Consider the following 25485-nt stretch of genomic DNA (forward strand, 5'->3'; position numbering starts at 1 on the left):
TCGTGGACGACGGGTTTTACTTCGCGTCGTCCGGCGAAGATTCGTCGAGCGTCCAGCCGGTGATGGTCTCGAGGTCCTTCCCGGCGTCACGCGTGTACTGCCAGGCGCGCTGCCGCTGGTCCTGGAGATCCTGCCGGAAGCGGGCCTGGGTGGCACCGAGGGTCGGCACGCGGTCGATCACGTCCATGGCCAGCTGGAACCGGTCGATCTGGTTGAGCATCGCCATGTCGAACGGCGTCGTCGTAGTGCCTTCCTCTTTATACCCGCGTACGTGCAGGTTCGCGTGGTTGGTCCGCCGGTAGGTCAGGCGGTGGATGAGCCAGGGGTAGCCGTGATACGCGAAGACCACGGGCTTCCCGGTCGTGAACAGCGTGTCGAAGTCGCGTGCGGACAATCCGTGGGGGTGCTCCGAACTGTCCTGCAGGCGCATGAGGTCCACGACGTTGACCACGCGGATCCTGAGCCCCGGGATCGCCGCCTTGAGCAGCCCGGCCGCAGCCACGACCTCGAGGGTCGGCACGTCACCGGCACAGCCGAGGACGACGTCGGGCTCCACGCCCGGCTCCTCGGATCCCGCGAAGTCCAGGATGCCGATGCCCCGCTTCACGTGCAGGTGCGCGTCCTCCGGTCCGAACCAGGTGGGCGCGGGCTGCTTGCCGGTGACGATCACGTTGATGGTGTCGCGGGTCCGCAGGCAGTGCTCGGTGACCGCGAGCATCGTGTTCGCGTCCGGCGGCAGGTAAACCCGGATGATGTCCGCCTTCTTGTTGACCACGTGGTCGATGAAGCCCGGGTCCTGGTGGGAGAACCCGTTGTGGTCCTGCTGCCAGACGTGGCTGGAGAGCATGTAGTTGAAGGAGGCGATGGGCTGGCGCCAGGACAGCGCGCGGTGCACCTTGAGCCACTTCGCGAACTGGTTGAACATGGAGTCGACGATGTGCACGAACGCCTCGTAGCAGTTGAACACGCCGTGCCGGCCGGTGAGGAGGTAGCCCTCCAGCCAGCCCTGGCACAGGTGCTCGCTGAGCACCTCCATCACGCGGCCGGAGCGGGCGAGGTGCTCGTCGACGTCCTCGATGCGCGGCTGCCACGCCTTGTCCGTCACCTCGTACACGGTCGACAGCCGGTTCGACGCGGTCTCGTCGGGCCCGAACAGGCGGAAGTTGTGCGGGTTCTGCTCGATGACGTCCCGGAGGTAGCCGCCGACGGTCATCATCGGGCTGGCCTTCCCGACGCCCGGCCGGGGGACCTCGACGGCGTGCTCGGCGTAGGAGGGCAGCACGAGGTCGCGGAGGAGCCAGCCGCCGTTGGCGTAGGGCGTCGCACTCATGCGGAGGGGGCCCTCCGGGGCGAGCGCGGCGATCGCGGGCCGGAGTTCCCCGGTGTCCGTGAAGAGCGAGCCCGGATCGTAGGACCGCATCCACTCCTCGAGCTGGTGCAGGTGCTCCTCGTTCTCGTGGATCCCGGACAGCGGCACCTGGTGCGCGCGCCACGTGCCCTCCGAGGGCAGGCCGTCGACCACGGCCGGCCCGGTCCAGCCCTTCGGCGAGCGCAGCACGATCATGGGCCACCGGGGGGCGGGCGCCTCCGGGGGCGCCGGTGCGGTGCGGGCCGCCGCCTGGATGGCGTGGATGTCGTCGATGCAGGTGTCCAGGACGGCGGCGAAGTCCCGGTGCGCGGCCTCCGTGGCCGAGGGGTCGGACACCGTGACGAAGTGCGGGTCGTAGCCGTAGCCGTACATGAGCTGCCGCAGCTGCTCCTCGGGCATGCGGGAGAGCACGGTGGGATTGGCGATCTTGTAGCCGTTCAGGTGCAGGATCGGCAGGACGGCGCCGTCGACCACGGGGTCCACGAAGCTGGTCGAGTGCCAGCTCGCGGCGAGCGGGCCGGTCTCGGCCTCGCCGTCGCCCACCACCGTGGCGGCGATGAGGTCGGGGTTGTCGAAGACGGCACCGTAGGCGTGGGCCAGCGCGTAGCCCAGCTCCCCGCCCTCGTGGATGGATCCCGGGGTCTCCGGCGCCGCATGGGACGGGATGCCGCCGGGGTAGCTGAACTGCCTGAAGAGGGCGTCGAGGCCCGCCCCGTCCCTGCCGATGGTGCTGTACACCTCGGAGTACGTCCCCTCGAGCCAGGCGTTGGCCACGTTCGCGGGCCCGCCGTGGCCGGGACCCGTGACGAAGAGCATCTCCTGCCGTCGCTCCGAAATCACGCGGTTCAGGTGCGTGTAGACGAAGTTGAGCCCGGGCGTGGTGCCCCAGTGTCCGAGCAGCCGGGCCTTGACGTCCTCCGCGGCCAGCGGACGGGTCAGCAGGGCGTTGTCCCGCAGGTAGATCTGGCCGACCGAGATGTAGTTGGCCGCCCGCCACCAGGCGTCCAGTCCCCGGACATCGAGAGTGCTCATATCTGCTCCTTGGGTGATGCGCTGTGGATTCGGGTCCGTTCAGAGTTCGACGACGACGTCGGACGGTGACTTGTCGGGACGCCAGCCGCGCCAGACGGGATGCCGGAGCCGCCCGGAGCCGGTCTGCTCGCTGTACTGGACCTCGCCCACCAGGGCCGGCCGGACCCAGTGGGCGTCGGATGCGTCGGCGCCCGGGACGTCGCCGAGCGGGGCGGTCTTGCGGGCCAGCTTCTTCAGGCGGGCGCCCACCTCCGCGAGATCGCGGTCCGTCAGCCCTGATCCCACACGGCCCACGTAGCGGAGGTCCACGCCGTCGGGCACGGCGACGAGCAGGGACCCCACCTTCGCCGCGCGGTTGCCCCGCCCGGGGCGCCAGCCGACGACGACGACCTCCTGCGTCTGCAGGTGCTTGATCTTCACCCACGACGCCGAACGCGCGCCGGGCTGGTAGTCGCTCGTGAGGCGTTTGGCCATGATGCCCTCCAGTCCCAGCTGCCGGCTCGCCTCGACCGCCTCCCGGAGCGTGGCGTCGAGTACCGGCGGGACCTGCACGTGCCCGTCCTCGGCGTCGTCGACGGCTTTCCCGAGCAGTTCCCGGCGCTGGCGGTACTCGAGGCCCGTGAGGTCGTTGCCGTCGAGCTCCAGGAGGTCGAAGAGCATGAGGCGCACCGGCGTGATGGCCTGCGCGGCCTCGATCTCGGCACGATAGGTCAGCTTCATGCGCGTCTGCAGGAGCCCGAAGTCGGGGCGGCCCCTGGCGTTCAACGCGACGATCTCGCCGTCGAGCACCGCACTGTCCGCGCTGAGGAGCCCGCCGAGGTCCCCGAGCTCCGGGTAGATGGGCGTGGTGTCCACCCCGTTGCGGCTGATCAGGCGGACCCCGCCGTCCCGGACGACGGCGATGCAGCGCACACCGTCCCACTTCATCTCGTACGCCCAGTCCTCCGGATCGGGGATGGCCTGCTCGGAGCCGAGGGTCGCCAGCATGGGCCGCACGGGGGTGGCATCCCCGGGCGGGGCAGGGGTGGCATCCATGCCGGCGTCCGTAGAGGTATCCGCGTCCTGCGGACCCTGCTCCGCGTCCGTGCCCGGGTCCTGCTGCGCCGTGGCGGGCTGCTCCTTCATCAGGTGGATCAGCCAGTTGCTCCTGGCGCCCGGCGCGCCGCCCGTGTTGATGAGTGCGTAGCGGCGGATCGCGGCGCCACCCCGCGCGAGGCCGCCGTCCGGCCTCCCGTGGAGCGTGCAGATGACTTCCTTGCCGTCCCTCCACTTCTCCAGCTCGTAGGTCCCCGCATCCCAGATGGTCACGTCTCCCGCACCGTATTCCCCCTTGGGAATAGTTCCTTCGAAGGAGCCGTAGTCGAGGGGGTGGTCCTCGGTCTGCACGGCCAGGTGATTCCTGTCCGGCGCCAGGGGAGGGCCCTTGGGGACGGCCCAGGAGACGAGTACGCCCTCGCGCTCCAGCCGGAAGTCGTAGTGCAGCCGCCGCGCGTGGTGCTCCTGGATCACGAAGCTGTTGCCGCCCGCCGACCCCACGGTGTCGGGGATCGGTTCGGGTGTCTTCGACGCATCGCGCATCGACCGGTACGTCGAGAGCCGGTCCGAGGCGGCAGCTCCGCCGTCCTCCGCCGACGAGGGAGGGTGCGTCGCGGGAGCCAGGACATCCCCCAGTGCCTCGACCCGCTGCAGGACGTCGCGGTAGTCGAGGTGGCGGAGCCCCGCGGAGCCGATTTCCTCCCAGGTGCGCGGGGCGGCGACGGTCGGCTCGAACCGCCCGCGCAGCGAGTAGGGGCTCACCGTCGTCTTGTTCGCGTTGTTCTGGCTCCAGTCCACGAGCACCTTGCCGGGGCGGAGGGCCCTTTTCATGTCGCTGACCGCGAGGTCCGGGTGGTCGGCCTCGAGGGCGCGCGCGAGTTCGTGGGCGACGGCGGACACCTGTCCGGAGGTCTGCCGGCCGTCGAGGGCGCAGTAGAGATGGATCCCCTTGGAGCCGCTGGTGACGGGGAACGGCTCGAGCCCCATGCCCTGCAGGATGGGCCGGGCGAGTTGGGCCACGGCGGCGCAGTCCGCCAGTCCCGCGCCGTCGCCGGGGTCGAGGTCGAGGACGAGGCGGTCGGGGTTCGCCGGGGTGCCGTCCGCCGCGAAGCGCCACTGGGGCACGTGCAGCTCGAGTGCCGAGATCTGCCCCAGCCAGGTGAGCGTGGCGAGGTCGTCGACCATCGGATAGACGTTGGTGTGGTCCTTGTGCTTGATCGCGTTCCGCGGGACCCAGGCGGGGGCGTTCTCGTCGATGTTCTTCTGGAAGAACACCTGGCCCTGGTCCTCGGGCGTGCCGACCCCGTGCACCCAGCGCTTGCGCGTCACCGGACGGTGCGCTGCATGGCGGATCAGGTGGGGCGCCACGGCCGCGTAGTAGGCGAGGACGTCGGCCTTGGTGGTGCCGGTGGCGGGATACAGCACCTTGTCCAGGCTGGAGAGGCGCAGCGTGCGCCCGTCGACGGTGACGGTCTGCTGCCCTGCGGAGCGGGGAGGGGCCATTCCCCCAGTCTTGACCGGATGCCCGCGGTATTCCAGTCCCAATCGGCGCTCCGGCCCCGGGGAGTCCCCGGAGGGTCCCCGCGGAGGCTCAGTCCCCGAACTGCCGGCGGTACCGGGCCACGTAGGTGTCCCAGACCGCGGGATCCTGCCCGAGGCTGCGCTTGTTCAGGAAGTCGTCGAGGCCCGCGATGGTGAGGTGCCACCCGGCCGCCATGGTGGCCGAATGGCGGGGGCTGCCGGGGGTCAGGAACAGCACCAGCTGCGTGCCGTTCTCCGCGGTCCGCGCGAGCTCCCAGCGGAGGGTGTCCCGTTCCCAGGTGTAGGCGAGCACCGACGGCCTCTCGGCCTCCAGTACCGTCCCGCGCAGGGGCTTCTGGTCGGCGAAGCGGAACAGGATCTCCTCGTCCTTGCGCGGCTCGAACTCCATCTCGCACGGGAACCAGTACTTCAGCTTGTCGACCTCGGTGAGTTGCTTCCACAGCACGGTCGGCGGGAACGCGAACTGGAACTCCAGGCGCAGCACGGTCCCGCCGTCGTCGCTGGTGGTCTTGCTGACGATGGGCTCTACGGTCTCGGAAGTCACACCCCAAGTCTAGGGGTGGGCGGAGGGCATCCTCTGGCCCGGTAAGCCTGCTTGGTGTTCACTTGTGCCATGAGAGCCATCTGGAAGGGTGCCGTCGCGTTCGGCCTGGTCAACGTGCCGGTCAAGGTCTACAGCGCCACGGAGGATCACGACATCTCCCTGCACCAGGTGCACGACAAGGACGGCGGCCGCATCCGCTACCAGCGGCGCTGCGAGGTGTGCGGGGAGGTGGTCGACTTCAAGCACATCGATAAGGCGTTCGACGACGGCGAGCACACGGTGGTGCTGACGGACGAGGACCTCTCCGCCCTGCCGGTCGAGAGGAGCCGGGAGATCGAGGTGGTCGAGTTCGTCCCGAGCGACCAGATCGACCCCATCATGCTGGACCGCGCATACTTCCTGGAGCCCGACAGCACCTCGACCAAGGCCTACGTCCTGCTGCGACGCACGCTCGAGGAGACGGACCGCACGGCGATCGTGCAGTTCTCCCTCCGCCAGAAGAGCCGCCTCGCCGCCCTGCGCGTCCGGGGTGACGTCCTCATGCTCCAGACGCTCCTCTGGGACGACGAGGTGCGTGAGGCGTCCTTCCCGGCCCTCGAGGAGAAGGTGCGGATCTCGGCCAAGGAGAAGGAGATGTCGGCCGCCCTCGTGGACTCCTTCTCCACCGACTTCGATCCGGAGAACTTCACCGACGAGTACCAGGTGCAGCTGCGCACCCTGATCGACGCGAAGATCGAAAAGGGCGACACCCTCGACACCGAGGAGACATTCGGCGGCGCCAAGGACGAGGACGACGACGCCACCGTGCTGGACCTCATGGAGGCCCTGCGGCGCAGCGTCGAGAAGAACCGCGAGAAGAAGGCCGGGTCCGCGAAGGAGTCCGGCTCGTCCAGGAAGAAGGGTGCGTGATGGGTTTCTTCACCGACAGCCTCGGCCGCCAGACGGTCGCCCAGAAGCCGAACGCCCCGATCCTGGGGTGGGCGGTGCTCGGCGCGGCCTCCTTCCTGGCCCTCGACGAGGACAACCGCGAGCGCCTGCGCCGGGCCAGCGCCGTGTGCCTGGCCGTCTGGGCCGCCCTCGAGGTCGTCTCCGGGCGGAGCGGTTTCCGTCGCAGTGCAGGCGCACTGACCCTGTCCTGGCTCTGGCGGCGTGTGAACGCCTGACCTAGCGCTGCTCGAAGACGTCGGGGACGCCGTCGTTGTCCGCGTCGATCTTCTCCTGTTCCTCGATCTCGCGGTACCGCTTGTTCCGCCGGCGCAGCACCACGGCTGCGGCCAGCGCGGCGATCAGGGATCCGGCGAGGATGGCGACCTTCGCGTGGTCGTCCTCGGGCGTCCCCTGACCGAAGCCGAGTTCGCTGATGAGCAGCGACACCGTGAAGCCGACGCCCGCCAGCAGGGCGACGCCGACGATGTCCACCCAGGTGAGGTCGGGGTCCAGGCTCGCCTTGGTGGTCTTCGTGACGGCGAGGGTGGCCAGCAGGATGCCCACGGGCTTGCCGATGACGAGGGCCACCATGATGCCGACGGCGATGGGATCGGTGATGGCGCTCACGAGTCCCTCCAGGCCACCGATGGCCACACCGGCGGAGAAGAAGGCGAAGACGGGGACGGCGAAGCCCGCGGACAGCGGGCGGATGCGGTGCTCGAGGGTGTCGGCCAGGCCGTCGGGCTGCACGTCGTGCGCCTTGGCCGGCCCGTCGGCCGGCTCGGTGTCGACGGGCTGCGCCGGGTCGTCGAGGTCGGACGCCTTCACGCCATGCGGGAGGACGGGGATGGCAAACCCGAGCAGGACGCCGGCGACGGTGGCGTGCACCCCGGATTCGTGGACCAGGGCCCACACCACGAACCCGAGCGGGAGCAGGATCAGCCAGGGGGCCCAGGCCCGGCGCTGGAAGAAGGTCGGGAAGCGCTGCGCGAGGAAGGCGTAGACCGCCAGCGGGACGATCGCGATCAGCAGTGGCGGGACGGAGATGTCCTCCGAGTAGAAGAACGCGATGATGCTGATCGCCAGGAGGTCGTCCACCACGGCGAGCGTCAGCAGGAAGATGCGCAGTGCGCTGGGGAGTGACGAGCCGACGACGGCGAGGACGGCCACCGCGAAGGCGATGTCGGTCGCGGTCGGGATCGCCCAGCCGCGCAATGCCTCGGGTCCGGCACTCAGCGTGATCGCGACATATACCAGTGCGGGCACGACGACTCCGCCGATCGCCGCTGCGACGGGCACGACCGCGCGGTCGAACTTGCGCAGGTCACCGGCGACGAACTCGCGCTTCAGCTCCAGGCCCGCGAGGAAGAAGAAGATGGCGAGCAGGCCGTCCGCGGCCCAGGCCCCGATACTCAGCTCGAGGTGCCAGGGCTCGTAGCCGAACCTGAAGTCACGGACCGCGAAGTAGGTGTCCGCCGCGGCGGTGTTCGCGAGGACGAGCGCCAGGACGGTGGCGAGGAGGAGCAGGCCTCCACCGACGGTCTCCTTGCGCAGGATGCCGGAGATGCGCAGGTGTTCCGGGTAGCTGCTGCGGCTGAAGACGGTGGCGCCGCGGGGTGGTCCGGGCGGACTGGACGGTGCGTGACTGGAGGTCATGGGTTCCTGGGATCGGGCTCGCTCGGATGAGCGCCGACCAGACTTCCCGGCTCACCAAGACCTCCAGCGTAGCGCGCGGGCGGAGCGGACCGTGAAAAAGGACGCCGCAGCATGGACCTTGCGCTGCCCGTGGTTTCCTCTCTGACGGGCTGCGCGTCAGGCCCGGACGAGGAGGTCCGGCAGATCGGCGATCGTCGGCACCTCGTGGTCCGGGCGTGTCATGACGGCCGGGTAGGGTCCCCCGGAGCGGTTGAGCCAGACCGTGCGGAGCCCCGCGCGCGCGGCCCCGTCGATGTCCCACGGGTGGACCGCGACGAGCACGACGTCGTCCGCCGCCCGCTGTACCGCCCGGAGGGCGTAGGCATAGGACTCCGGGGCCGGCTTCCATCGCGGTGCGTCCTCGACGGACAGGACGGGGCCGACGTCGGCGCGGACGCCTCCCCGCTCGAGGAGCGCCTCCGCGGTCGCGGCAGCGCCGTTGGTGAGCGCTGCCAGCTCGAAGCCCCGGCCGGTCAGGGCCCGGAACCCCTCGACGACGTCCGGGTGGAGGGGCAGCCCCTGCAGGCTCGTCATCACGTGCGCGAGCGCATCCTCGACGTCCCGGTTGAGCGGCTGCCCCGCGAGGACCGTGCGGAGGGCATCCTCGGCGACCTCGCCGAAGGGCACGTTGTACCCGGCGGCCGTGAGGGCGAACCCGTCACGGAGCACCGAGGCGAACCATAGCGCGGCCAGCTGCGGGGGAGCGCCGATCTCCTCGAAGTGCTGGGACATCCGCCCCATGTCCGAGAGGGTCTCGTTGACGTCGAACAGCACGAGGGGCAGGGCCATTACTGGCGGTACCCCTCCACCTGGCTGACGGGACGGGTGCCGGCATCGGCCGGGTTCTCTCCGGCGTCGGCCTTTGCCCGGCGCTGGCGCAGCAGGTCCCAGCACTGGTCGAGATCCTCCTCGACGCGCTTGAGGCGGGTGGCGTGGTCCTGCTGTTCCGCTCCCGCGCCGGCGTCCTGGGGCTGCTCCCGGAGGTCGTGCTCTTCCTGGACGAGTGTCTGGATGCGCTGCAGGATGTCCTGGTTGTCCATGGTGCTGTCCCTTCGTGCGGTGGTGCCCGGCAGGCGCCCAAAACGCTCAGCAGGCTTTCCTTCAGGCTACTGAGGCAGCACAGCGATGACCAGTACGGTTACCGGCGGGAATCCGGGCGCGGCCACACCCGCACTGCCGTACCGGGGGAATTTGGCGCGGCGCCCGGATGGCCTAAGCTATGGGAGAACCAGTTGCCTGTGTAGCTCAGTCTGGTAGAGCATCCGCTTCACACGCGGAAGGCCCGGGGATCGAGGCCCCGCGCAGGCACGAGGATCGGCTGGAGACAGCACCACGGAGAAGGTCCGTACCGATACGTTGGTACGGACCTTCTCTGCGTCCCGGGGTTTTCGTCCTGGGCGAACACCACCTCTTAGCACTCGCCGGGTCCGAGTGCTAACATTTTTCGTAGTTGAGCGAAGGGCGCTCAACCCTGAAGAACCAACCACCTGCCGGTGGCATCAGCGAAGGAGTTGTTTCCCGTGGCCATGAAATTCGATCCTTTCCGCGAGCTGGACCGCGTGACCGGCGCCCTGTTGGAGGGCCGCCCCGGACTGCGCCTCATGCCGATGGACCTCTACCGGGAGAAGGACCACTACGTCCTCTCCGCGGACCTCCCGGGCATCGACCCGGGATCGGTCGACATCGACGTCGACGGCCAGCTCCTGACGATCCGCGCCGAACGCACGCTGCGCAGTGCCGAGGGCGTCAAGTGGCTGACCCGCGAGCGTGAGAGCGGTTCGTTCCTGCGCCAGCTCAACCTCGGCCAGGGCGTCGACACGGAGGGTATCGCCGCCCGCTACGAGAACGGCGTCCTCAGCGTGACAATCCCCGTCATCGAGCGCGCGAGGCCCCGCAAGATCGAGGTGGTCAGCGGGGAATCCGCCGAGCCGGTACGGTCCTCCGCCTCCGATTCGGCCCCCCAGGGCGCCGTCGACGCGTAGGACCGCCCACCCGAGTACCCCCGGACAACCGCCCGGGGGTACTCGGCGTCGTTCCCCATGTTCCCCTTGCATGCTGCGCGGCCGGGTGCGAAGGATGGGGGCATGGACTTCACACCGAGCAAAGCAATCGTCACGGGTTCCGATTCCGGCATCGGTCGCGCGACGGCCATCGCCCTCGCCGCGGCGGGCTGCGACGTCGGCGTCACCTGGCACTCCGACCGGGAGGGAGCCGAGGAGACCGCGCGGCTCGTACGGGAGAAGGGCGCGCGGGCCGCCGTCGCGCGGCTCGACACCACGGACGCGCCGGCCTGCGGCGACGTCGTCGACCAGCTCGCTCACGAACTCGGCGGGCTCGACGTCTTCGTCAACAACGCCGGCGTCAACGGCGGCACCATGTTCATGGAGACGGACTGGGACACGTGGCGCGGCACCATGGGCGCGAACCTCGACGGTGCGTTCGTCTGTCTCCAGCGCGCGGCACGGCACATGATCGACGGCGGCCGCGGTGGACGCATCATCGCGGTCACCAGCGTCCACCAGGAGCAGCCCCGCGTGGGATCGGCGGCGTACGACGCCTCCAAGCACGGCCTCGGCGGTCTCATCCGGACCATCGCCCTCGAACTGGCGGACCGGGGCATCACCGCCAACGCCGTGCTGCCCGGCGAGATCAACACCCCCATGAACGACTCCGAGGAACAGGACCCCCACTCCATGGACCGTCCCGGCATCCCGCTCGGACGCCCCGGCGCGCCCGAGGAGGTCGCGGACGTCGTCGCATTCCTCGCCTCCGGTGCCTCCAGCTACGTCAACGGGGCCTCGTTCGTGGTCGACGGCGGCATGCTCCTCATGGGCCCCCAGGCGGGGTCGCACCTGACGAGCGGGGACTGGCGGACCCTGTGACCTCGCCGCGACGAAAGCGGCCTCAACCTTCAGCAGCCATTCACGCGCCGTTCAGGAAGCGTGGCTAGCGTTGGAGTCCCGGAACCTTCCGAAAGGCCCACCATGAACGCTCTTCCTCCACTCCCCGATTCCGAGGTCCAGGACTGGTCGGGCTTCAAGCGCGGCCAGCACGTCACCCTCCACCACGCCACGGGCCCCCAGCTCGGCGGTGTCCTGGACATGAGGACCGACGACGCCTCCGTGGTGTGGATCCTGCTGAACGACGGCGGCGGCCGGCGGCTCGTCCATCGGGCGGACGGCTACCGCCTCCGTCACGCCTGACCCGCCCATCGAGTCAGGGGCATCCCTGAGACGCAGACGAGGCGGACCCCCAGGGGATCCGCCTCCTGCCGCACCGGGCCCGTCAGCCGACGCGCGGGCCGCCCGACTCGGGATCGTCCGCCGAGGTGTCGGGCCAGGTGCCGTTGGCCGGCTCCCCCTCGGACGTGACACCCGAGGGCGGTGCCGCGACGTCGCCGCGCCAGGCGCCGGTCTCCCCGCCGCTCTTCTCGATGAATGCCTTGAACCGCTTGAGGTCACCCTTCACCTGTGAGGCATCGGCGTTGACGACGGCCCCGACCTTCTCGATGAACGTCTCCGGGTGCCAGTCGATCTGCACCATGAGCCGCGTGGTGTTCTCGTCCAGGCGGTGGAAGGTGACCACTCCGGCATGGGATTTCCCGTCGGTGCTCGTCCAGGCCACACGCTCGTCGGGGTGCTGCTCGGTGATCTCGGCATCGAACTCGCGATGCACGCCCCCGATGCTGGTCACCCAGTGCGTGGAGGTGTCCGAGGTCTGCGTGACCGACTCCACGCCACCCATGAACCGGGGGAAGCTCTCGAACTGCGTCCACTGGTTGTAGGCGGTGCTGACCGGTACTGATACGTCGATGGATTCCTGCACTGAAGCCAAAACGGTTCCTCCTTGGTCGGACTCCGGCGCCGTCCGAACCCCTTCGCAGGGCATGCGACACGACGAAACCGTAAGTCCCCTTAGCGTAGGCAGAGCGGCTGGAATTGGCCAACGCGCAGGGCTAGGGTGAAAGAAGTCCTTCCGGAAGGAATCAGCGCCTCCGGCGCCCGCCCGGGAGGAGAAAATCTCTCTAGCACTGGAGGATCCATGAAGGCATCACCCACCCTCACAGACAACATGCAGGCTGTTCTCGTCGACCTCATCGAACTGCACCTGCAGGGAAAGCAGGCCCACTGGAACGTGGTCGGCAAAAACTTCCGTGACCTTCACCTGCAGCTGGACGAGATCATCGAGGACGCCCGCGCCTTCGCGGACGAGATGGCGGAGCGGATGCGCGCACTGCACGCCGTGCCCGACGGCCGCAGCGTGGCCGTGGCCGAGGGCACCAAGATCGATCCGTTCCCGGCCGGCCTCGTCTCGACCAAGGACACAGTGGGCCTCGTGGTCCGGATGCTGAACGCCACCGTCAAGACCATGCGGGACGTCCACGACCAGATCGACGAGGAGGACCCGACCACCGCGGACCTGCTGCACGGCTTCATCGCAAAGCTGGAGCAGTACGCGTGGATGGTGGACGCCGAGAACATGGAGCCCACGGCGGAGGTCGTCACCCCCGCTGGCACCGAGAAGGCCACCGTCTGACGATGTGACCTGATTCCCTGATGTTCGGGAGGGGGACGCGCATCGGCGCCTCCCCCTCCCGCGTGTCCGGGGACTTTCCGACTACCCCCTGATCGGCTCGCATCAGGTGGGCCTCGTCCTGCGCCGATGCTGCCTCTGCAGGGGTGTGGATCCGCCTGTTCCACTCCGCTGTCGGTGAGCGCGTCGGCGGCTGGCGGTGCGCACCGCTCGGCGGTTGGGCAGCTCCGAGCCGCGGGTCGTGCAGCCTGACCTGGGCTCGAAACCCTCGGCGGGAAGCGGGTCCAGCCTGGCACCAGTCCCGGTCGCCGACGTGGATGCCATGTCGCACAAAGTACCGGCGACACTAGTGCTAAGACACTTCATGGTGAGACGACTTTTCAAGACAGTCACAGCCCTGGAATCTCGGGGGAGCTTCTAAGTACTGGCTCCTCGTGTCCCATCTCTCGTAAACCTGTAGATTTTCGAGACGCCGCGACAATCGCCCAGCCCAGACGAGCGTCCCGCTTGAGGTACCTTTGCGCCCGTCGCAATCGTCCCGGCTAAACGCCCACTCCCCCGTATAGCGGGCCGACCGGCCCTTAAGGTTCCAGCTAGTCCTGAGGATGCCCCCTGTCCGGGGAATGTCACAACTCACCGGACTTCACCAAGAGTCACAACACGATTACAGCAACGACAGCGCTGACAATACTTGCGGCCCCCGCAAGAGTTGCACCGATGCGTCGACTGCGATTCCACCAACCTTGCTCCTCCGCGTTGCCGGAAGTGATCGTCGTAGAACCTCCCTCGGAAGTCTGGGAGGTGGTTACCGAGAGTCGATGGTTGGCGCCGTTTATGACGAAGGTGAGGGCCTGAGACACCTGCTCCGACGAGGGCGAGTTACCACTTAGCGTGACCGTCCGTAGTTCTCCGATAAGTTCGGTGAGGCTTGTGCGCACCTGATCCAGCAAGCCCGCGATGGTCAGAGGATCGATCGACCAATACACGGCGTAAATCTGAAGAGTGCGATCATCCGATCGTCGAGCCAGCTCAGCACCGATCACATCACCTCCGGGAACCGAAATTCGTATCTCCCCTCCCCTCTGGGCCCAGGCTTCTAACTCGCCGATCCCTTGCCTCACCGGAAACTCCTGGGTGATCTCTCTTGCGAACTCGGGTAGCAGACGTATCGGAAGTGGTTGGTGAGTTGCTTGCGCCCGAGCATTAATGGAGTCCATGAGTAACGGTGCCTGAATCAGTCGATGGCGAGGCATATGCTCTTGGCTGGTACCGATGAAGCCCTTTAACTCCCGGGCCGCCCAATCTCGCAGCTCTGTGGAGTCTGTGCGACCACCAAACAGTATTGTCTTCCGCAGCAGATCAGCCAGTGGCTTCCCAGCCAGCAAATCGTCCTCTATCTCCTCGAGCAGCCCACGATCTTCGCGCATGCGTCCAGTATGGCGGCGGTCGCCGACAGACCGACTCGAACACGACTGATGCAGCACGGACCCAGTCTGCGGCTCTTTGCGCACCAAGCTTTTGCTAGTGTTCAGGTGTCCTACCGGGGAGAACGATGCCAACCTTCAGCGGGCCAACAAAACAGGCCTTGGTGCAGCTACTAGATGCAGCTGCCACCCACTCAATTATCGAAAACTTGTTCCTTCGCTTCGAAGTCGACCCAATTACCGAAACCGGAGCGAACAAGCTCCGCAAAGCAACGGCACTCGTGCAGACTCTTAGTGAACGTGGGGACGGTTCTGCCTTGCAGGATCTGATTACTTACGTTGGTTCGCCCCATGCGAACATGCCGCAGTTTCACCGCGGCATTGCTGCATCGGATGACTTGTACCGCAACTACGATCGAGATCTCGCAGCTAGCTCACCGACCCCAACGCGCCCGTCTACTCATCGAACGCCCCCGCGTCAGTTCACACGACCAGGGACCTCCGCCTCAACGAGCTTTACGCCCAACCCTGCCGTTGGTGGTGGCAATCGATATGTGTTTGTCGTCAGAGGAAGAGATGCAGATGCGTACAACGCGCTCGAGGCCTTCCTCACCTCTCTCGATCTTCGGATAGTCACATGGGACGACGCAGTTCGCGGCACCGGACACGGCAGCCCTCACACGTTGGACGTAGTTCGCGCTGGCATCGATATGTCTGACGCTGTGGTGGTGCTGATGACACCAGATGATCTCGGCAAGGTGAAACCAGAGTTTAACGACATCCGGGATACAGCAGCGGAAGCACAGCTCAGTGGCCAGGCTCGCCAGAACGTAGTCTTCGAAGCCGGCTGGGCGATGGCACTCAATCAAGAACGCGTAATTCTTGTGAGGGTTGGTGATGTTCGTCCTCTAAGCGATATTGACGGACTCAACTACGTCTGGATGACCGACGACATCTCGAGCAGACGAACCCTCATCGGCAGGCTCAAGAATTGTGGTCTCGCCGTCATTGATACCGGTGAAGGATGGCGCTCCGCAGGAACGTTCCCTGATCACGTCTGATGATCGAGACCGTCGAAGTAAAGCTCTTCCTACGGACGCGGACGATTATCGATGGATCATCCAGCGCACACCAGCGGGCTGCAGATCCGGGATGAAGCCCAGTCCGAGGCCGATCAGCAGCAGCAGAAGCGGGGTAGCGACGCGTAGGCCCTGCGCCGTGGCGTTGAGGTGCATCCCAACACAACGCCTTCCACGTGGGCCGAATGTACGGATAGGGCCTCCGCACGTACATATTCACTGCCTGGGTCAAATACCCCGGCGACACGGTCCCCTCGCACCAGCAAAGCTGATTTCATAGGATCTGCAGGTCAGCCATCCCTTCAACTAGAGTTTTAAAAGTGAGCCAGGCGGCTGCGACCGACGCTAATGTGCCGATCATCCGCTGACCAGTCACTGCCGTTCTAGTGCAAGGAACTTCCACAATGACTGACTTCTTTAGCACGTGGTGCAACGCGCCGACTGACGAAGCAGTCGGCGATCACACAGCCCGCGTGTTCGCCTCGAATGATGACGCGATCGGTGTCGCTGCAGTTGCAGCGATCCTTCCTCAGGCGTACGCCACCACGAAGAATCTCGAACTGGTCGCCGAGCTTCGCAAAAAGAAGGGCGTCGCAAAGCTGCTTAGCATGAAGGTACCCAAGACCAAGACTGGCCGATCCGGCGACATGGGCGAGATCCTCGGTACGGAGTATGTGAAGTCAACGCTTGGGTACAGCACCGGTCCAAGTCGCCTAATTCAACGCGACCACCAAGAGTGGGCGCTCCGAGGTGACGATGTTCTGGGCGGGCGCGTGCGGGGCAAGAAGGTTGAGCTCGTTAAGGTCGAAGCCAAGAGCGCTATCAATGCACCGAAGTCCTTGATCGAGCAGGCTCGAAGTGGCCTTCTACGAAATGACGACTTAGCCTCTCCACATTCGTTGGCACAGTTCGCCGAACGCCTCCTCGAAACGGAGGAAGATCTCGGCCGAGCGATCAACATCGTCCTCCTGGATGACGGGCTGCGAGCCGGGCACCTCTCTCATGTCATGTTCATTCTCACCGAGAATGACAGCAAAATAGGCGACATCATCCGCGACGACCTCAGGGCTTACTCGGGCAAAGTGAAGCAGACAACCGTAACCGTTCGCGTCGAAGCTCATAAGGCCTTCATCGCCGACAGCTATGACAAGGTCGTGAAGCATGCCACGTGATGCCTCAGCCCTGGCAGCCCATCTGGCGCGAGCCACCGAAGTCGGGTTCCGAACTAGACTTCTTGCCCGGGGCCAAGCACAGTCGATGATCCGCCGCGACGGAGCGCTCCCCGACGACTCCCAGAACTTCAGCACTTACCTCGACCAAGATCTGCTCAACTACGGCTACTCGCTGATGACCACCGCATTACAGATCCTCGAGGCCTACAGTCAGGCTGCTGCTGCCCGCGGTCAGGGGAACATTCTTAGCGACTTGACGAGGCCTGATCGTATTACTGCGACGATTACGAGCGACCCGGGCGACGACTCGATCGTCGATCAACTCGAGACAAGCCGCGACGCGTTCCTTCAAGCCTCCTACGCACTGGAAGCAGCAACCCGCAACGCCGACCCGGACACACCTGAACTCGCGTTCCATCGTCTCATCGCCGGGGCCGCCAGCCATATGGCTGGCTACGCCGCCCGAGCATTTTCCCTTGTCGAAGCTAGCCGGACGAGCGGTCGGCTCTCGCCGATGGAGCTTACCCTCGCTGATCTAGTTATGCGCGACCTGGATAGTATCGAGGAACGAACCAGGCGCCTTCGATCTTCGCCCGAACTGACTGACGACGCTCTAATCGCTTCCCTCTCGCGGGTAGAAGATGGCGGAGATGACGCCCCGGCGCTAAACGACAGCAACTCGGCGTTTAACTCTGAGCAGGATCCAGAGGCCTTGAACGAATTGGGCCCTATTACGCTTCTATTGAGCGAGCACTACCTGTCGTCGGTTTCGGCGGCGATGTTCGCGATCGCATTCAACCGCACCGCGCTGCTTGGAGCGTCGATCGCTGATCTGCAGCTCGGTGAGGACGCAAGCAACGACATCGCCGCGTCGGGTCCGTGGTGGGTTTTCCGGCTAACACGACACATAATTTCTGACCTCGAACAGACCAGCATCCGGGCTAACCTCCCATCCACTCCGCCTGGCAACAATGATGCCGATGACACAAGTGTGGACCTGCACGCGCCGGACGAGTCTGACGGTAAGGAAGATATACTTGGCGACTGGGTCGAGTCCTCTTCGGCAGCAAATACGGCAGTTGGCGCCGAGAGCCTGTGGCAGCGACTACGACGCACCTACGTCGCGTCACTCATGGCACGGGACCGGTCCGAGATTGACCTATGGCCCTCCCAGCTCCACGTCGTCGAACGTATCTTCCGTAACACCGACGACCTCGTTGTCGCCCTGCCCACCAGCGCAGGGAAGACACGAATTGCTGAGTTGTGCATCTTGCGATGCCTGGCCCAAAAGCGCCGTGCCGTATACGTCACCCCTCTGCGTGCCCTGTCCGCGCAGACCGAACGAATCCTAGAGGAGACGTTCGCGCCACTAGGAGCGACTGTGTCGTCGTTGTACGGAAGCATGGGCGCTAATGACCTGGACAGTGATGCGCTTCGAGCAAGCGACATAGTAGTCGCCACACCAGAGAAGCTGGACTTCGCACTAAGATCTGATCCGACCGTCCTAGATGACATTGGCGTCATTGTTCTCGACGAGGGCCATATGATCGGCGCTGGAGAGCGCGAAGTCCGGTATGAAGCCCAGATCCAGCGCCTACTGAGACGAACCGACGCAGATACACGCCGCATAATATGCCTATCCGCGGTATTCCCCGAAAATAATGAGCTCGACGACTTCGTCGCCTGGATCACGGACGACACTGGCGACGGCCTTCATAAGGAAGACTGGCGTCCAACGCGCCAACAGTTCGGACTCGTCGAATGGCGCAACGGGTACGCACGTCTGAGCGTTACCGTCGGCGAGGAACCGACGTTTATCCCGCGATACTTCGAGGCCATCACGCCGATGAGACCACGGAGGAAGAAGTTTCCGGCCGACCAGAACGAGATGACGCTGGCGACCGCCTGGCGTCTGGTCGAAGAAGGAGAGACAGTCCTAATCTTCTGCCCGTTGAGGGTATCGGTCTCGGCCCTGGCGGCGCTGATCGTCAAGCTTCACGGGCAAGGGCTCCTCGAATCGGTGATGCCTGAGGAAGTGGACATTTCGAACGCCGTAGCTGTCGGGACCGAGTGGTTCGGCGCCGATGACGACATCCTGAAGTGTCTGCGACTCGGCGTCGCGATCCATCACGGTGCGATGCCCGGACCATTCCGCCGAGAAATCGAAGCTTTGCTGCACCAGCGGATCCTGAAGGTCACCGTCGCGTCGCCCACGCTGGCCCAAGGGTTGAATTTGGCGGCGTCGGTGGTGCTGTTCTCCTCATTGCACCGCTACAAGAACCTACTGAAGGGGTCGGAGTTCGCGAACGTGATTGGGCGGGCAGGACGAGCTTTCGTCGACACCGAAGGGCTCGTGCTGTACCCGCTGTTCGAGCCAACCCACTACAAGCGCACCAACTGGACCCAACTGACTAATGGCGCACGCTCACGTGCGCTCGAGTCAGGACTCATCATCATCGGGAAGATGCTGCTGGAACGCATGACTGAAGCCGTAGGGCCGACGAGCGTCACCCCCTTCGTGCAGTACCTAACCGGCACCACCGACTGGTCATTTCCAATCGTGACTGACGAAGCAGCCAAGGATCGTGACGCTGCCGCCATCAGCTGGCGTTCGTCCGTAGCGATGCTCGACACCGCGATCCTCAGCGTCATTGGCAACGAGGCAGCAGAACCGTCCGACATCATCGAGATCCTCGCTGACGCGATGCGCGACTCCCTATGGGAGAGACAACTGCGCCGTCTGAACGAGACCGAGGCGACACGCATCCGGACCGTGGTCGAGCAGCGTGCCCAGTTCCTGTGGAACACTTCAACACCAGCTCAGCGGCAAGGTTGGTACCGGGCTGGGCTTGGTGCAGACGCAGGCGGTGAGCTCGCGGCGGCCGCCCCCACAATCGTGGATCTAACAAACGCTGCTGAGGCCTCACTTGCCGACGGCGATCTCGAGGACGCCGCCCTCACGCTATCGCAGCTCGCGGAGCATGTATTCACCATCTCGACGTTCGCCCCGACTGTGCAAGTACAGGACTGGCGTGCAATCCTCGCGCAGTGGATTGCCGGGGACCTACTGAGCGAGATGGATGAGAAGCAAATGGACGTGGCACAGTTCATCGAATCCGACATCATCTACCGGCTCGTATGGGGCATCGAGGCAGCACGCGTGTATGAGCAGGCGCAGGGGAATCTCGCCGCGGATCTAGTGGCCGGTACAGCTTCAGCCGCATTAGAGGCCGGCACATTGAGCTTTCCGTCCGCGATTCTGCTCCGGTCGGGGTTCGATCACCGGTCGGCCGCCATCAAGGCGGTCAAAGACACGGAAGCAGTTTTCAACGACACCGCCGAGATGCGCAACTGGATCAAAAACCTGGACCCGTCCTTCGCCGATGACCCAACCTGGCCGACAGAGTCCAGCAGAGCCGCATGGATCGAGTTCACCCGACGCCTTCAAGTTCGTGGACGACGACGATGGGGCCAACACGTGGTGAACGTGGAAAAAGTCGAGTGGGACGACGAGACCCCAGCTGACGGCGAGTGGCTTCGCGTGAGTGACAACGGGTCAGGCACAGCAACCCTGTGGTCGCCCGGCTTCGACAGGCTCGGATCACTCCAGGTTGATTTGAACATACATCGCGAGGGCGTTCTTCACGCCGTAAGCGGTACTTACGGATCCGTGCAGTTGCGCTATAGAGGACCAAATGACTGGCTCAATTCAGCGAAGCCATCAATGTAACCGCAACTCAAACCGACATTCGGTTCGTTCCGGCTAACACCGCACGCATGCTCGAACAAGCCTTGTGAGGCGAGTAGGCAACGTGCTCATGCCAAGAGGGGCCAGCAGCTCGAGAATCGTGCGCATGTAGTCCGACCCCCCGGCCGGTTCGTAGCCCCAGTCGATACTCTGCACGTGAGCGACCAGGCGCTGCTTCGCGACGCAGTCTGCGATGACCCTCTCTGGGCTCTGGTTCACCTTGTGGGAGACCAGCGGATACAGCAGCAACTTGTAACTGGCCCGGCCGGAGTCGGCCGCATGGCAGTTTCGGAGCGCGTGTTCGCGGCGTAAAGAGGATCTCTGTGCTGTGGGAACGTGGCAATCATGGTCCCGAAGGCTTCTACCTCAAGCTCGGTTTTGTTCCCACCGGAGAGGAACTCTTTGGAGAGGTAGTCGCGTTCAAGGACCGGCTTACGGGCGCGTCTCGCGTCAAAAAATGCGGTAAATCGTGTGGCAATGAGTACAGCTTTCCTCGTGGTTGCAGTCCTTGCGACGATCCGCATACGGGACAACCAGAGGGGATGGAGAAAAACCCGTCCACCACGTTCCCCCAGTGCTGGCCGAACGCCGCCGCTCCAGGGTTCCTCAGCCACTCCGGATGCAAAACTATCCCGTGCTCAAAAGGTCCTTCTCGCACGGCGGCGGCGGACAACCCAGGAGGCACCCTCGGGACGGCATACATCGGTACTATCGCCAAGTGGATACAGAGAGCGCAGGTCTGGATGAAGGTAACGAGGGACGCCAAAAAAAGGCCAGTATCACCGTTCGGACCATCGGTGGCATTCTCCTCCTAGGCGTTGTCGACTTGGTGAAAGACGGCATCTCACTTGGTTTCGAGTACACAGTTCTTGCCGAGGGAGCGCCCTTACAAGGAAAAACTGCCATTCAGCTGGCGCATATTTTTGCTCCTACCATCGTTGCCGTCGTGATCCTCGTCGTCATCGTTCTAGCACTCACTGTCTGGCGAACAGCAATCTGGGTGAGGTTTCCCAAGTTCGTTGCGAACGGAAGGTGGACATCGGCGGAGCGCCGAGAACAGTACCGCCAAGAAGGCCGGGATGAGGTTGAGGATCGCATCAGGGCTCAACAAGCTGCTGCATATAGCCCTGCCTGGCGCTTCCGTATGCAGAAATGGGGACACGACCTTGAACATGAGGATCATCTCGTACTTCACAACGACGGCAGGGGAACCACAACAGAAGTGATTGTCGACTCACTGGAACCAGACAAGATCACCGTTTGCAACAGAGTGCCACGCCTCAAGCCTGATGCTGGACCAGACCCTGACAAAGAGCGATGGGAAAAGGGCGCCATGGGAGCTGTGCCCGTCCATGTGTCCCCTACAGGCAAAAGGGACGGAGCGGCGCTCACTGTCTCCTACATCAATGAAGCAGGGGTTCGAGTCGAACCGTACACAGTCTTCGTTCACCCCGATCACCTGGTTCCGAGGAAGTACTCACAGGGCCGGGAGTGACAAGCCGACGGGGATACGATCGCCCCATGATCCGTTACAACGTCCCGATCGTCCTTGTAAGAAAGACAGGCAACGAGGAACAACGCCATGAGCTCCTTGCCGTGGTCAACCGTGAAAGCCTCACTGTTCCGGTCGATGCTGACATCGAGGAGGGAGACATCGTCGAAAGGCGTCTCCCCAATGGAAAGACAGCTACCTACGTCATAACCGACGTCACAGTGTTTCAGAGTCCCTTCGGTGGCCGCCTTGATCACACGGAGGCAACGTTCGAACCTGCATCTCGCCAAACATCGCACACTCGTGAGGGCGACGTCTTCAACGTTCACGCGACCAACGTGCAGCTTGCCACCGGCAATAGGTCACGGCAAACGATGAACGTTGGCCAGACCGCGGACCAGCTCGTGCTCGTAATCCGAGGTATTAGTGAACTACTCCGTGAACTCAATCTGGCCGAAGGGCGAGACGCCGACCTCCACGATGTTGAACAAGAAGCCATTGCGGACATCACGAGTAGCGAGCCCACTGCTGAAGGTGTCCGGAGGTTTTACGACTGGGTAGTCGAGTGCGTGAAAGACGGGGGCTCAGCTGCAGTCGTAGCTGCCATTACAGCAGCCTCGAGCGCGCTGCTACTTGACGCCGAGACACTACTCCACAGTTGGGCAGGCTGACACCGCAAGCTAGTCGACAGGGAGAACGAGCTGGGTCCGTTGTTGCAGACTGATCCCACCTCTTTGCCGACGATGCGCGGCGAGAGTTTGGGTTCGGGGGTGGTGTCGCTGAAGTGCTGCACCCGGTCCCGCTCCGTCATTGTCGGGTCCAGCCACTGATCCTGCAGATCCTGCAGATCCTGCAGATCCTTCGGGATGATGACCGGCGTCCGATCGTGAATGCGCCCAAGCGCGTCATGCGCGGCCCGGGTGAGGATCGTCGCGGTCACAAGCCACTTATCCTCGGTGTCCTCAGCCTTAGTGGGGTCGGGCCAGAACTCGTACGTATCCGGGTTAGAAATCGTGGCATCGACGTCCACTAAGTCAGCTGACATCCGTTCGTGGATATAGTCGCGGGTGGCCCAGGTAAGGCTTGGTAGCGCCGGTAATAATGCCTGTTCTTCCGGCAATTACGAAGCGTCCACACATGGACTTGATTGTGCCTTAGTGCTCCAACACGGACTGGACAGTGCAGATTCGGCGGGTGCGCCTCCTGTCCCTAGGTGCACGGCACAAGCTCCCCCACGCTCCGCTGCTTGTCCCGCACACAGGGGGACAGCAGGGACCAACGGCCCGCCTGCACACAACCACCTGCGTTACCGACACGGGTAGCTCACCTCGAGCGAGCAGTGGCCGTGCACAGCCTCCATGGGCGCGGGCAGGGACTAAAACAGAAGAAGCTGTCGATACCCGATTGTCGGCGCCGCCTCGTACTGTCCCCACGCGCGCCAGAACAAGCATCACGCCGCCAACCACGAAGAGTTCGTAGCGGGAAACTGTAGGTCGTTTCCATGCGCAGGATTGACGACTGCGCAAATCAGTTACCGCATCTTGTATCCCTTGGGGCGCAAGCCACGCTGGTAGGGCACCGCCCGTCCCTCAGCTTCACTGCTCTCTCACACTAAGAAACTCGCCGCACCGCCAAAAGTGACATATGCGCTGTTATCGGCGTTGGTTCGAGGAGGACCTGATTGGCTGTGCGGCGGGTGGCACAGCGCTGATCGTGTGTCGCTCTAGACCCGGCTTATTGAGTTCCGGCGCCTACAAAACAAGATTGCCAGTAGGTGCCCTGGTGTTGCGGGGACAAGATTCGAACCTGTGACCTCTGGGTTATGAGCCCAGCGAGCTACCGAACTGCTCCACCCCGCGGCGCATGATCGACCTTACTGGCCACAGGATGAGTACACCAATCCGAGGCACTCTGGGCTTGGAGTGTTTGGGCTGTTCCCTGCCGAGCGCGATGGGTACAGAGACGGCGAGGTGATCCCGCCCGACAAGCTGGCGGTACTTCGCGCAGGCCTGGTCGTCCCGACCGGTAACGGTCAAACCGTGATCAACGTGAATCTGGTCTTCGAAAGGACAGACGGTGCAGCGAGACTCCAGCTGAGCCGACCAGCACTCCTCTGTTCCGTCCGTCACGTCTGCCATTCCTCCAATGCATCACTGATTGATCCTTCCGGCTCCTCCACCTCGTTGGCTTCGCAGGCGCGCCAATCTTCCTCGATCTGCTCGATCTGTAAGGCACGCTCAGGGGATACCTGCCCAAGGAGCCTCCAGTCCAGGACAGTCAACTCCACGTCAAGGACAGGAACGTACGCCTCCACCGCGGGCGGCGGCTCATCGGTTAACAGCAGCGCGTTGAGGGCGAGGATCAACGCAGCCCGGGACACCACGATCACACGCGGGTGGTGGCGGACCCCGTACAGGTCACCCAGACTCTCCCACACCTGCAGCAACGCCCTGCGCCCGTCCGACGGGGACAGCGCTGATCCCGCGGTCAGGGAAAGCTCCAGAATCCCGAGCGTGGTCATTACCGGCAGGACCTCACCGCTCCGGTAGCCGCCACGGAGGTACTGCTCGATCAGGGGGCCGACCTCGGCCAGCCGCCGGTCGAACGGGGAAGAACTCGTGGTGTGGGTGGTGCGTCCGAGGTGTGCTGCCCAGAGGAACAGGGCAGGGTCCGAGGGCGGCGATGGCTGATACGGCGATGGTTGATGCACGGGGATCGTCCTTTCGGGAGGCTTAAACAAGGAAGCGCCCCTCACCTTCGAAGAGGCGGGACGCTGGGGTTGTGCTGGGGTGGTGGTTGTTACCGGTGGGAGGTGTGCATCCGCCAGTGGTCCGCGTGGTTCCCGAGGTACTGCGCCTCGTTCGGCGCCGAGCATGAAGCACGCTGCGTGGCATTGCGTGAGGCGTAGGCGAGTTCCTCGTCGGCGCTGCGGCGCACATTACGGCTCGGGAATTTCGAAGCAGCGACAACCGGGCGGATCCTGCCGCACCATACGACCGTGTTGAGGCTCTCCATCTACTCCGGGAACCGGCGATCGATGCGTTGCAGCGACGCCTCATGGTCGATCGTGCGACTGAGTATCCGCAGGTGAGCCTGCAGGAGCTCCCAGTAGAACTGGCGGTGACGAGGGGGCAGCTGGATCGGGCTGCGCAGCATTTCCGCCAGTACCACCACCAGACGCCGACCCGCGGTCAGGAGCTCATCGTCCCTCTCCCCCGCCTCGGCCACCGCGAGCAGGGCCTTCCAGGTGTCCGTGAGGCAGGAGCGGACATCTGAGCCATCCACGGATCCGTCCACCCGGCGGATCTGCTCCCGCAGAACCCTGATCGCCTGCGGTGAGGACAATCGCGCTCGAGGGTCAGCCAACAGTGCTGCCACCGCGTCCATGGCAACCTCCCACGGCCGCCTATGGCGGGCACTGCCCGCAGATCCGGACGTTGGGTGGGTCGTGATCCTACGGTTTGTGCAACTGGCGGTGGAGGTGAGGACGATGGTCATGATGGTTCCTTCCTAATTTTGGGTACAAAAAAGGACCCCCGGAGGGGCCCTGCGGTCTTCTATTAGCTACTCACGTTCTAAGGGATATATATGCCCACTAAGCGGGACACAATCAAGATCGAAGGGCTTACTGCACTGGTCGGGGCAAAGGTAGTCACCCCGGACAGCGAATGCAGCCGATGTTTCAATTATCCGCTCAACTTCCCGGACACAACCCAATCCAGCCCAGAGCAACCGGCTACGCACGTCCCAAGGGACATATGTGCCCAACAAGGGCCACACAATCAAGAGCACCGGGCGTCACTGCACCCGTTGGGCAGAGGTAGTTGCTCCAACCGATGCGAACGCTTCCGGTGACTCAATTATCCGCCAACTTCCGGGACAGGAGCCAATCA

22 protein-coding genes, 2 tRNA genes and 1 pseudogene are annotated in these 25485 nt (G+C 64.5%); 12 read left to right on the plus strand and 13 right to left on the minus strand.

Annotated elements, in window-relative coordinates; translation table 11 throughout:
• Positions 1–16 precede the first annotated feature (16 nt).
• The 3 genes from CXQ92_RS09465 to CXQ92_RS09475 all read right to left on the minus strand — a co-directional run bounded on the left by CXQ92_RS09465 (position 17) and on the right by CXQ92_RS09475 (position 5522).
• On the minus strand, positions 17–2401 hold the full coding sequence (locus CXQ92_RS09465) for a phosphoketolase (RefSeq protein ID WP_104167503.1): 2385 nt from the start codon (positions 2399–2401) through the stop codon (positions 17–19).
• A 39-nt stretch (positions 2402–2440) separates the two neighbouring features.
• The gene (locus tag CXQ92_RS09470) at positions 2441–4939 is read right to left on the minus strand and encodes an ATP-dependent DNA ligase (RefSeq protein WP_104167504.1); all 2499 of its coding nucleotides are present in this window, start codon (positions 4937–4939) and stop codon (positions 2441–2443) included.
• 88 nt (positions 4940–5027) lie between these two features.
• On the minus strand, positions 5028–5522 hold the full coding sequence (locus CXQ92_RS09475; protein ID WP_104167505.1) for an SRPBCC domain-containing protein: 495 nt from the start codon (positions 5520–5522) through the stop codon (positions 5028–5030).
• Positions 5523–5591: 69 nt separating this feature from the next.
• Between CXQ92_RS09475 and CXQ92_RS09480 the strand changes: the two genes are divergently transcribed.
• Positions 5592–6431, plus strand: coding sequence for a Ku protein (locus CXQ92_RS09480; protein WP_104167506.1), 840 nt, complete (start codon positions 5592–5594; stop codon positions 6429–6431).
• Positions 6431–6685, plus strand: a complete 255-nt coding sequence (locus CXQ92_RS09485) for a hypothetical protein (RefSeq protein WP_104167507.1) — start codon at positions 6431–6433, stop codon at positions 6683–6685. The genes CXQ92_RS09480 and CXQ92_RS09485 overlap by 1 nt, the downstream gene beginning before the upstream one ends.
• A 1-nt stretch (position 6686) precedes the next feature.
• Here CXQ92_RS09485 and nhaA read toward each other — a convergent pair whose 3' ends face one another.
• From nhaA to CXQ92_RS09500, 3 genes are all read right to left on the minus strand, one after another.
• On the minus strand, positions 6687–8105 hold the full coding sequence (nhaA, locus tag CXQ92_RS09490) for a Na+/H+ antiporter NhaA (RefSeq protein ID WP_104167508.1): 1419 nt from the start codon (positions 8103–8105) through the stop codon (positions 6687–6689).
• Between the two features lie 156 nt (positions 8106–8261).
• Positions 8262–8933 carry a haloacid dehalogenase type II gene (locus CXQ92_RS09495; RefSeq protein WP_104167509.1) on the minus strand — a complete coding sequence of 224 codons (672 nt, stop codon included), beginning with the start codon at positions 8931–8933 and terminating at the stop codon, positions 8262–8264.
• Positions 8933–9184, minus strand: a complete 252-nt coding sequence (locus tag CXQ92_RS09500) for a DUF2630 family protein (RefSeq protein WP_104167510.1) — start codon at positions 9182–9184, stop codon at positions 8933–8935. Before CXQ92_RS09500 ends, CXQ92_RS09495 begins: the two co-directional genes overlap by 1 nt.
• A 194-nt stretch (positions 9185–9378) precedes the next feature.
• Between CXQ92_RS09500 and CXQ92_RS09505 the strand changes: the two genes are divergently transcribed.
• The 4 genes from CXQ92_RS09505 (at position 9379) to CXQ92_RS09520 (ending at position 11347) form a co-directional block, all read left to right on the plus strand.
• A tRNA-Val gene (locus tag CXQ92_RS09505) sits at positions 9379–9452 on the plus strand.
• 218 nt (positions 9453–9670) lie between these two features.
• Positions 9671–10126, plus strand: coding sequence for an Hsp20/alpha crystallin family protein (locus tag CXQ92_RS09510; protein WP_104168184.1), 456 nt, complete (start codon positions 9671–9673; stop codon positions 10124–10126).
• Between the two features lie 102 nt (positions 10127–10228).
• Complete coding sequence (locus CXQ92_RS09515) at positions 10229–11026, plus strand: SDR family oxidoreductase (RefSeq protein ID WP_104167511.1); 798 nt, start codon at positions 10229–10231, stop codon at positions 11024–11026.
• Between the two features lie 102 nt (positions 11027–11128).
• Positions 11129–11347 carry a hypothetical protein gene (locus CXQ92_RS09520; RefSeq protein WP_104167512.1) on the plus strand — a complete coding sequence of 73 codons (219 nt, stop codon included), beginning with the start codon at positions 11129–11131 and terminating at the stop codon, positions 11345–11347.
• Between the two features lie 82 nt (positions 11348–11429).
• Here the strand turns inward: CXQ92_RS09520 and CXQ92_RS09525 are convergent, their stop codons facing one another.
• Positions 11430–11969, minus strand: coding sequence for an SRPBCC family protein (locus CXQ92_RS09525; protein WP_306738616.1), 540 nt, complete (start codon positions 11967–11969; stop codon positions 11430–11432).
• 216 nt (positions 11970–12185) lie between these two features.
• Between CXQ92_RS09525 and CXQ92_RS09530 the strand changes: the two genes are divergently transcribed.
• The gene (locus CXQ92_RS09530) at positions 12186–12680 is read left to right on the plus strand and encodes a Dps family protein (RefSeq protein WP_104167514.1); all 495 of its coding nucleotides are present in this window, start codon (positions 12186–12188) and stop codon (positions 12678–12680) included.
• 650 nt (positions 12681–13330) lie between these two features.
• Here CXQ92_RS09530 and CXQ92_RS17815 read toward each other — a convergent pair.
• Entirely contained in the window at positions 13331–14104 is a 774-nt protein-coding gene (locus CXQ92_RS17815; RefSeq protein WP_146067427.1) for a hypothetical protein, read from the minus strand.
• Positions 14105–14229: 125 nt separating this feature from the next.
• Here CXQ92_RS17815 and CXQ92_RS09535 point away from each other — a divergent pair, with 125 nt between their 5' ends.
• Positions 14230–15162 carry a TIR domain-containing protein gene (locus CXQ92_RS09535; RefSeq protein WP_104167515.1) on the plus strand — a complete coding sequence of 311 codons (933 nt, stop codon included), beginning with the start codon at positions 14230–14232 and terminating at the stop codon, positions 15160–15162.
• Positions 15163–15207: 45 nt separating this feature from the next.
• On the opposite strand, the gene CXQ92_RS18640 is transcribed toward CXQ92_RS09535, so the two are convergent.
• Positions 15208–15336, minus strand: coding sequence for a hypothetical protein (locus CXQ92_RS18640; RefSeq protein WP_258069838.1), 129 nt, complete (start codon positions 15334–15336; stop codon positions 15208–15210).
• A 248-nt stretch (positions 15337–15584) separates the two neighbouring features.
• Here CXQ92_RS18640 and CXQ92_RS09540 point away from each other — a divergent pair, with 248 nt between their 5' ends.
• From CXQ92_RS09540 to CXQ92_RS18645, 4 genes are all read left to right on the plus strand, one after another.
• Entirely contained in the window at positions 15585–16352 is a 768-nt protein-coding gene (locus tag CXQ92_RS09540; RefSeq protein WP_104167516.1) for a hypothetical protein, read from the plus strand.
• An 85-nt stretch (positions 16353–16437) separates the two neighbouring features.
• Positions 16438–20082 (plus strand): DEAD/DEAH box helicase, encoded by a 3645-nt coding sequence (locus CXQ92_RS09545; RefSeq protein ID WP_219815702.1) that lies wholly within the window; start codon positions 16438–16440, stop codon positions 20080–20082.
• A gap of 736 nt (positions 20083–20818) precedes the next feature.
• A complete protein-coding gene (locus CXQ92_RS17820; protein ID WP_146067428.1) occupies positions 20819–21595 on the plus strand; it encodes a hypothetical protein in 777 nt (258 codons plus the stop codon).
• A gap of 26 nt (positions 21596–21621) precedes the next feature.
• Positions 21622–22263 (plus strand): hypothetical protein, encoded by a 642-nt coding sequence (locus CXQ92_RS18645; protein WP_258069839.1) that lies wholly within the window; start codon positions 21622–21624, stop codon positions 22261–22263.
• Positions 22264–22322: 59 nt separating this feature from the next.
• On the opposite strand, the pseudogene CXQ92_RS18860 reads toward CXQ92_RS18645, so the two are convergent.
• The 4 genes and pseudogenes from CXQ92_RS18860 to CXQ92_RS09575 all read right to left on the minus strand — a co-directional run.
• A pseudogene (locus CXQ92_RS18860) lies at positions 22323–22637 on the minus strand (SOS response-associated peptidase family protein); the annotation flags it as partial.
• A 740-nt stretch (positions 22638–23377) separates the two neighbouring features.
• Positions 23378–23451 (minus strand) — tRNA-Met (locus tag CXQ92_RS09565).
• Between the two features lie 266 nt (positions 23452–23717).
• Complete coding sequence (locus tag CXQ92_RS09570; RefSeq protein ID WP_104167520.1) at positions 23718–24302, minus strand: hypothetical protein; 585 nt, start codon at positions 24300–24302, stop codon at positions 23718–23720.
• A 305-nt stretch (positions 24303–24607) separates the two neighbouring features.
• Positions 24608–24979, minus strand: a complete 372-nt coding sequence (locus CXQ92_RS09575; RefSeq protein ID WP_146067430.1) for a hypothetical protein — start codon at positions 24977–24979, stop codon at positions 24608–24610.
• Positions 24980–25485 lie beyond the last annotated feature (506 nt).

Origin of the sequence: Arthrobacter sp. SX1312, from assembly GCF_002929295.1 — a bacterium.
Classification (GTDB): domain Bacteria; phylum Actinomycetota; class Actinomycetes; order Actinomycetales; family Micrococcaceae; genus Arthrobacter_D.